7 protein-coding genes and 1 pseudogene are annotated in these 7,607 nt (G+C 70.2%); 4 read left to right on the top strand and 4 right to left on the bottom strand.

Annotated features, from left to right (window positions below; genetic code table 11):
* Nucleotides 1-123 precede the first annotated feature (123 nt).
* A complete protein-coding gene (locus LCE31_RS27860; protein WP_225018990.1) occupies nt 124-561 on the bottom strand; it encodes an Lrp/AsnC family transcriptional regulator in 438 nt (145 codons plus the stop codon).
* A 250-nt stretch (nt 562-811) separates the two neighbouring features.
* Between LCE31_RS27860 and LCE31_RS27855 the strand changes: the two genes are divergently transcribed.
* The 3 genes and pseudogenes from LCE31_RS27855 to LCE31_RS27845 all read left to right on the top strand — a co-directional run.
* On the top strand, nt 812-1,954 hold the full coding sequence (locus tag LCE31_RS27855) for an acyl-CoA dehydrogenase family protein (RefSeq protein WP_225018988.1): 1,143 nt from the start codon (nt 812-814) through the stop codon (nt 1,952-1,954).
* Nucleotides 1,955-2,658: 704 nt separating this feature from the next.
* On the top strand, nt 2,659-3,954 hold the full coding sequence (locus LCE31_RS27850) for an ABC transporter substrate-binding protein (RefSeq protein ID WP_225018986.1): 1,296 nt from the start codon (nt 2,659-2,661) through the stop codon (nt 3,952-3,954).
* A gap of 85 nt (nt 3,955-4,039) precedes the next feature.
* Nucleotides 4,040-4,426, top strand: a pseudogene (locus tag LCE31_RS27845) (sulfite exporter TauE/SafE family protein); the annotation flags it as partial.
* Nucleotides 4,427-4,493: 67 nt separating this feature from the next.
* On the opposite strand, the gene LCE31_RS27840 reads toward LCE31_RS27845, so the two are convergent.
* From LCE31_RS27840 to LCE31_RS27830, 3 genes are all read right to left on the bottom strand, one after another.
* Nucleotides 4,494-5,018: an HNH endonuclease gene (locus LCE31_RS27840; RefSeq protein WP_225018984.1), complete on the bottom strand. Its 525-nt coding sequence runs from the start codon at nt 5,016-5,018 to the stop codon at nt 4,494-4,496.
* A 163-nt stretch (nt 5,019-5,181) separates the two neighbouring features.
* A complete protein-coding gene (locus LCE31_RS27835) occupies nt 5,182-5,721 on the bottom strand; it encodes a YbhB/YbcL family Raf kinase inhibitor-like protein (protein WP_225018982.1) in 540 nt (179 codons plus the stop codon).
* Nucleotides 5,722-5,782: 61 nt separating this feature from the next.
* Nucleotides 5,783-6,568, bottom strand: a complete 786-nt coding sequence (locus tag LCE31_RS27830) for a sporulation protein (protein ID WP_225018980.1) — start codon at nt 6,566-6,568, stop codon at nt 5,783-5,785.
* A 136-nt stretch (nt 6,569-6,704) separates the two neighbouring features.
* Here LCE31_RS27830 and LCE31_RS27825 point away from each other — a divergent pair, with 136 nt between their 5' ends.
* Nucleotides 6,705-7,346: a DNA-3-methyladenine glycosylase gene (locus LCE31_RS27825; protein ID WP_225018978.1), complete on the top strand. Its 642-nt coding sequence runs from the start codon at nt 6,705-6,707 to the stop codon at nt 7,344-7,346.
* Nucleotides 7,347-7,607 lie beyond the last annotated feature (261 nt).

Here is a 7,607-nt window from a genome sequence, read left to right as displayed (position 1 = left end):
GGGGGGGCGGCGCCCCCGCGGCCCCCCGCCGGGCCCCCCCCCGCCCCCGCGCCCCCCCGGGGGGGGGGGGCGCCGGGCCCCCCGCCCCCCCGGCCCGCGGGGGGGGGGGGGCCCCACCGCGCGTCAGTCCCGGGACCAGGAACCCAGCACCATCAGCGTCTTCGTGCCGGTGATCTGGCCCGAGCGGCGCAGCCCGTCGATCACGTGCTGGAGGTGCTCCAGATCCCGGACCCGCACCCGCAGGAGCGCGTCGGGATCGCCCGCGATCGTGAACACCGCCTGCACCTCGGGCAGCATGTGCGCGCTCGACACGATCTCCCGGACCGGGGTCGTCCCCGTATACCGCAGCTCGACGAAGGCCTCGACACCCCACCCGAGTTTCGCGTGGTCGACCTGGACCGTGAACCCGGTGATCACCCCCGAGTCGCGCAGCCGGTCCACCCTGCGCTTGACGGCGGCGACGGACAGCCCGACCTCGGCGGCCATGTCCGAGAACGTGCGCCTGCCGTCCTCGCGCAGCATGCGCAGCAGCCGGTGGTCCGTCTCGTCCAACTCCGCCATGCGACCCTCTTCCCTCATGCGCACATCTGGGGCGGAGCAAACTATTGCAGGTTCAGCGCGCCGTGGCGTAAAAAACTTGCGACTTCTCGGCCATTCCGCGCCAGATACTTGCCTGGTCATGCGTGTCGCGTTGTGATCAGCGAGTAGCGTGGCGAGCGCCCCACGACAGCGACAGCTCCGCGGGAGGGGGCCCGCCACGAGCTGACCGTCCGCCCGTACCCGCCCCGGTACTTGTCAGAAGGAAGCCGCCGTGCCCGTCGACCGCCTGCTGCCCAGCGAAGAGACCCAGGATCTGATCGCTCTCACCCGCCGGCTCGCCGACCGTGAGCTCGCCCCGCTCGTGGAGACGCACGAGCGCAAGGAGACATATCCGGAAGGGCTGTTCGGGGTGCTCGGCGAGACGGGCCTGCTCGGGCTGCCGTACCCCGAGGAACTCGGCGGCGGCGGACAGCCCTACGAGGTCTACCTCCAGGTCCTGGAGGAGCTCGCGGCGCGCTGGGCGGCGGTCGCGGTGGCCACGAGCGTGCACACCCTGGCCGCCTTCCCGCTCATCACCTACGGCACCGACGCGCAGCGCGAGCGGTGGGCAGAGGACGTCCTGTCGGGCACGCTCGTCGGCGGCTACAGCCTCTCCGAGCCCCAGGCGGGCTCCGACGCCGCGGCCATCGCCTGCAAGGCCGTGCCGGAACCGGACGGTTACCGCGTCACCGGGTCCAAGGCCTGGATCACACACGGCGGGAAGGCGGACTTCTACGCCCTGTTCGCGCGGACAGGGCCGGGAAGCCACGGCGTCTCCTGCTTCTTCGCGCCGGGCAGCGCGGAGGGCCTCTCCTTCGGCGCCCCCGAGGAGAAGATGGGCCTGCACGCCGTGCCGACGACCGCCGCCTACTGGGACGGTGCGCTGCTGGCCCGGGACCGGCTGATCGGCGCCGAGGGCCAGGGACTCGAAATCGCCTTCAGCGCACTGGACTCGGGGCGCCTCGGCATCGCCGCGTGTGCGACGGGCCTCGCCCAGTCGGCGCTGGACGCGGCTGTCGCCTACGCCAACGAGCGCACCACCTTCGGCCGCCGCATCATCGACCACCAGGGCCTCGGGTTCCTGCTCGCGGACATGGCCGCCGCCGTCGGCTCGGCCCGCGCCACCTATCTGGACGCGGCCCGCAGACGGGACGCGGGGGCGGACTACAGCCGGCACGCGAGCATCGCCAAACTCACCGCGACCGACGCGGCGATGAAGGTGACGACGGACGCGGTCCAGGTCTTCGGCGGCTACGGCTACACCCGGGACTACCCGGTCGAGCGCTACATGCGCGAAGCGAAGATCATGCAGATCTTCGAGGGCACGAACCAGATCCAGCGCCTGGTCATCAGCCGGGGTCTCGCCGCCCACTGATCTCCGGGCGCTCGGCAGGGGAGCGGAGCCGGACGCCAGGCCGGAGACCGGAGGCGGGCGCCCGGCCCGTGGAGCCGCCGCCGCGGGGCCGGCGGGGAGACGGGGCGCCGCCGTCCGCGGTGTACGGCCCGCCCGTCGCGCCGGGGGCGGCTCCCGCGCGAGGCGCGGCGTGTGCCCGGCGCTGGCCGGTGTGGCGCACGGCCCCGAGCCTCGACGGTCCCGGACCTCTGCGATCCCGGCACCGGGCCGGCACGGTCTCGGCGCGGGCCTGCCGCGGGCCCGCCGCGGGCCCGCGCCCACCGGCGCCGCAACGGGCTTGGCAGGCCCGGGAGGTGGCGCTGGAGGGCGCCCGGGACCCGTATCGTACTGACGGCTATGGTGAGGCGGCGGAGGAAGAGGGACGGCCGTCGCTTTGGTGTGCCCCCGTCGGTGCGCTACATTCCCGATCAGGAACCAACTTTTCCCAACAGGTGTCCAGAATGCCGCCGACGGGCGTGATGGGGCGATGAGTTGGCATCCGTCCGGCGGAAAACGGGCACACTTCGATATCGCAACCGTTTGAAGTCTTGACACTCGACCTGTGTATTGGTGACATCTGTCGGGTCACGTTCGTTTGTGTTCTATTCACAGCCCCGCAGGGAGGGGTCATGAAGCTTTTCTCGACTGACGGTCGACGATCGGGACCCGGTATACCCATACCTGACATGCCGTCCATGTCCCGACGGTCCGTGCTTCGTGGCGCCGCTCTGGGCGCCGGAGTGGTTGCCGCAGGGCCGCTCCTCACCGCTTGCGGTGGCAGCGGCGGAAGCTCGGGCGGGTCGGGTGGCAAGACGGTCACGTTCGGCTCCAACGCCGCGGTGCCGCAGCCCAAGGGCGCGTATGTCAACGTCTTCGCCGCCGCCAAGAAGGCCACCGGGATCACGGTCAAGCCCAACTGGGTCGACCACAACACCTTCCAGCAGAACATCTCCAGCTATCTGCAGGGAAACCCGGACGATGTGTTCAACTGGTTCGCCGGTGAGCGCATGCAGTTCTTCGCGGGCCAGGGCCTCGCCAGCAACGTCGACGACGTCTGGAAGAAGATCGGTGCCAATTACACCGATGCGATGAAGGCCCAGAGCAAGGCCCCGGACGGGCACTACTACCTCGTGCCGTTCGACTACTACCCGTGGGCCGTCTTCTACAGCAAGAGCCTGTGGAAGAAGAAGGGCTACACCGTCCCCACCACGTGGGACGAGTACATCAAGCTGGCCAAGAAGATGAAGAGCGACGGCATCACGCCCATCGCCTTCACCAACAAGGACGGCTGGCCGTCCATGGGTACGTTCGACTACCTCAACATGCGCATCAACGGGTTCGACTTCCACATCGACCTGATGCGCAAGGGCGAGAAGTGGAACACCCCCCAGGTCAAGGCCGTGTTCGACCAGTGGAGGCAGCTGCTCCCGTACTACTCGCCGGGGTTCGCGGGCCAGACCTGGCAGGAGGGCGCCCAGAGCCTGGTCAACCAGAAGGCCGGCATGATGGTGCTCGGCCTCGACCAGATCGGCACGATCTTCACCGGTGACAAGGCCGCGGACCTCGGCCTGTTCGCCTTCCCGGAGATCGACCCGAAGTACGGGCAGACCGCGGTCGAGGCGCCCGTCGACGGCTTCATGGTCTCCAAGTCGCCCAAGAACAAGGACGGCGCGAGCAAGCTGCTCGAATACCTCGGGACCGCCAAGGCGCAGCAGCTGTGGCTCGGCACCAACCCGGCGGACGTCGCGACCGCCAACGGCGTCGACACCTCGAAGTACACCCAGCCGCAGAACGACGCGGTCAAGCTGATCACCGGGGCCAAGAGCCTGTCGCAGTTCATGGACCGCGACACGCGTCCGGACTTCGCCGACCCGGTCATGATCCCGGCCATCCAGAAGTTCCTGAACAGCCCGGGTGACATCGCCTCCATCCTGTCGAACGTCGACAAGCAGGCGAAGACGATCTGGGCGAGCGGCAACTGACCTGCCCGCTCGACCCCATGAGGCCGGATGCGGCGCCCCCCCCCCCCCCGGGCGCCCCCCCCCCCCCCCCCCCGGCGGGCCCGGGCGCGCCCGGGCGGGCGCGGGCGGCGCCGCCCGCGACGGCGGCCCTGTCCTGGTCGGGGCGCTGCTGCTCGCCAGCGTCTACGGCGGCTACTTCACCGCGGCCCAGGGAATCCTGTACCTGTCCCTGATGGGCATGCTGCTCGACGACCGCATGCAGCGCCTCAACGCCGTCAAGACCGTCCTCGCGACGATCGTCAACGCCGTCGCGGCCCTGTTCTTCGTCTTCGCCGCCCACTTCGACTGGACCGCCGTCGGCCTCATCGCGGCGGGCTCCACCCTCGGCGGCGCACTCGGCGCGAAGATCGGCCGCCGCCTGCCGCCGACGGCGCTCCGTGCCGTGATCCTGGTCGTCGGCACCGCCGCCATCGTCCAGCTGCTCCTGCGCTGAACGGAGCGGTGCCCGCCCCCGGGACCACCCGGGAACGGGCACCACACGACAAGGACGTTCCGTGCGCCTACGCGACGCCCAACCCCAGCGGGGCCACACCGGCCAGCCACTCCGGCAGCTCGGACCGCTCACCCGAACGCAGCGACAGCAGCATCGCCTCGGCCGGCGACGGGACGAACGGCCCCCGCAGCAGCGGCATCGCCGCCTGCTCCGGCGTGCGGTCCGCCTTCCGGTGATTGCACTCGGCACACGAGGCCACCGTGTTCAGCCAGCTGTCCGCGCCGCCCCGCGAGCGCGGCGTCACGTGGTCCACCGTGGACGCCCGCCGGCCGCAGTACGCGCACCGGTGCTGGTCCCGCAGCAGCACACCCCGTCTCGACCACGGCGCTTGTCTTCGAAACGGCACCCGCACATACCGGCAGAGCCTGATCACCCTCGGTACCGGGAGCTCCATCGCGGCCGCCCGCACACGGAGCCCGGGGTGCGCCTGCTCGACGACGGCCTTGTCCTGGAGCACCAGGACGACCGCACGGTTGAGAGTCACCGTCGACAGAGGCTCGAAGCTCGCGTTGAGCACCAGCGTGTCCCGCATCCCGCCCACCTCCCGTGGCGCCGGCCCGGCGTTCCCCGACGTCACAGCCGGGCCAGTCGGCTCGGAGACAACTCTGGCCGGGCGCGCCGAGGCGGACAACACAATAAAAATGCCCCGCCGCGATCACCGATAGACCAGGGCGGGGCAAACAACGGGCAAACGGTCAGCTCCCAGCGGGTGCCGCGTACTCACCGACCAGCTGTGCACGGCCCAGGGTGTGGAAACGCAGGTTGAACCCGACGAAGGCGGGGGAGGCGTCGGCGTCCGGGCCGAGCTTCTCCGTGTCGACCGCGTACACCGTGAACACGTAACGGTGCGCGGGGTCGCCGGCCGGCGGCGCGGCACCGCCGAAGTCCCGGGTCCCGTAGTCGTTGCGAGCGTGTACGGCGCCCGCGGGCAGACCCTCGAAGGAGCCACTGCCCGCCCCCACCGGCAGCTCCGTCACCGACGCGGGGATGTCGAACAGCACCCAGTGCCAGAAGCCGCTGCCCGTGGGCGCGTCCGGGTCGAAACACGTCACGGCGAAACTCTTCGTCTCCGCCGGGAAGCCCGCCCAGCGCAGGGACGGCGACGTATTGCCGGCCGCGTACACCTGCGCGTCCTTCAGCGTCGCACCCGGCGCGACATCGTCGCTGGTCACGCTGAACGAGGGCACCTGCGGGTGGAAGTCGTGAGGGAGCGGGGCCCTCTGTCCTTCGGCCATGCCGGAACTCCGAGTCGTCAGTAGTTGGATCTTGTACTTCCGTACGAGCGTAGCGCCGCACTCAGAGCCAGTTGCGGCGACCGCCCACCTCGGCGAGCCACCCGTGCAGGTACGCGGGCCAGTCCGTCGACGCGAACCCGTCGAGCGCCACACTGAAGGACCGGTACGTGTCGTGCCCGTCGCTGAACAACCCGCCCTTCTTGTCCATCTCCATCACGACGTCCATCTCGCGGTCGTCGGCGACGAACGTCAGCTCCACCTCGTTCAGCCCCCGGTACTGGGCGGGGGAGTGGAACTCGATCTCCTGGTAGAACGGCAGCCGCTGGCGCGTCCCCCTGACATGGCCGCGCTCCATGTCCGCCGCCTTGAAGCGGAAGCCCAGCTGGAGGAAGGCGTCCAGGATCGCCTGCTGCGCGGGCAGCGGATGGACATGGACCGGGTCCAGGTCGCCCGAGTCCACCGCACGCGCGATCTGCAGCTCCGTCGTCACCCCGATGTGCATGCCCCGCAGGTCCTGGCCCTCGATCGTGGTGATCGGCGTCTCCCAGGGGATCTCCAGGCCGAACGGCAGGGTGTGCACCGCGCCGGCCCGCACCTGGAAGGCGCCCCCGACGCGTTCCTTCGCGAAGTCGATGTTCTGCTTGTACTCCTGGTCGTCGTGGCCCTCCACCTCCACCCGCGCCTGGAGGCCGACGGTGATCCCCTGGATCTCCTGGTCCACCGAACCGCCCTGGACACGCACCTCGCCCTGGACCACACCGCCGGGCACCACGTTGGCCTCGAACAGTTCCGTCTCCACCGAAGCACCGCCGGCCCCCATGCTGGCGAGCAGCCTCTTGAAGCCCATCTCCACTCCCTCTGCGTCGTGTTGCGCGGTACGGGTCCGTACGCCCCCTACATACGCGCGAGCCCCGCGGCTGGTTCCTGGAGCCCCGGCCCGGGCGGCCGTACGGGTGGCGCCGGTAGGCTCGTACGCCATGGTCATGATCGAAAACGACGACCGTACGCCACTGCCGCGCGGCTTCTTCGACCGCCCGGTGCTCCAGGTCGCGCCCGACCTGCTCGGCAGGACACTGGTGGCCCGCACCGGGGACGGCACCATCGCCCTGCGGCTGACGGAGGTGGAGGCGTACGACGGGGAGAACGACCCCGGCTCGCACGCCTTCCGCGGGCCCACCGCCCGCAACGCCGTCATGTTCGGCCCGCCGGGACACGCGTACGTCTACTTCACCTACGGCATGTGGCACTGCATGAACGTGGCCTGCGGCCCCGAGGGGCGGGCGAGCGGTGTCCTGCTGCGGGCGGGCGAGGTCGTCGAGGGGACGGAAGTGGCGAGGAAGAGACGCCTTTCGGCCCGGAATGACACGGAACTCGCCAAAGGTCCGGCCCGGCTGGCGACCGCCCTGGGCATCGACAGGTCCCTGGACGGCGTCGACCTCTGCATCGGCCCCGAGAGCCCTCTGGCCCTGTACGTCGGCGCTCCGACCCCGGCTGACCAGGTACGCAGCGGTCCTCGTACCGGTGTGGGCGGTGGCGGAGCCCACCAGCCGTGGCGCTTCTGGACGGACGGTGACCCCACGGTCAGCCCCTACCGCGCCCACATGCCACGCAAGAGGCGGTCTTGACGCGGCTTGACCCGGCCACCCCGGATGCGTAATGTAGTCCGAGCCGCTGAAACGGGGCAGCTGCCGTTCGGCAGACCCGGGAGCGGCCATCCACTACCTTCGAATGATCCCCAACGGGCCTGGTTTTTGGCGTGCCAAAAACCATACTCAATGACTCGATTATGAGTCACCCGGGTAAATCGGCTAAGGTTTGGAACGTCGGAACGGCCGAGCGAAAGGGCCGGAAAGACAAAGGCAGGACCCCTTCCGACGGGGAATCGG

This window comes from Streptomyces sp. 8L (genome assembly GCF_020176795.1).
Classification (GTDB): domain Bacteria; phylum Actinomycetota; class Actinomycetes; order Streptomycetales; family Streptomycetaceae; genus Streptomyces.
Note: the sequence above shows the minus strand (reverse complement) of the source record. Positions and strands in the feature narration are given on the sequence as shown.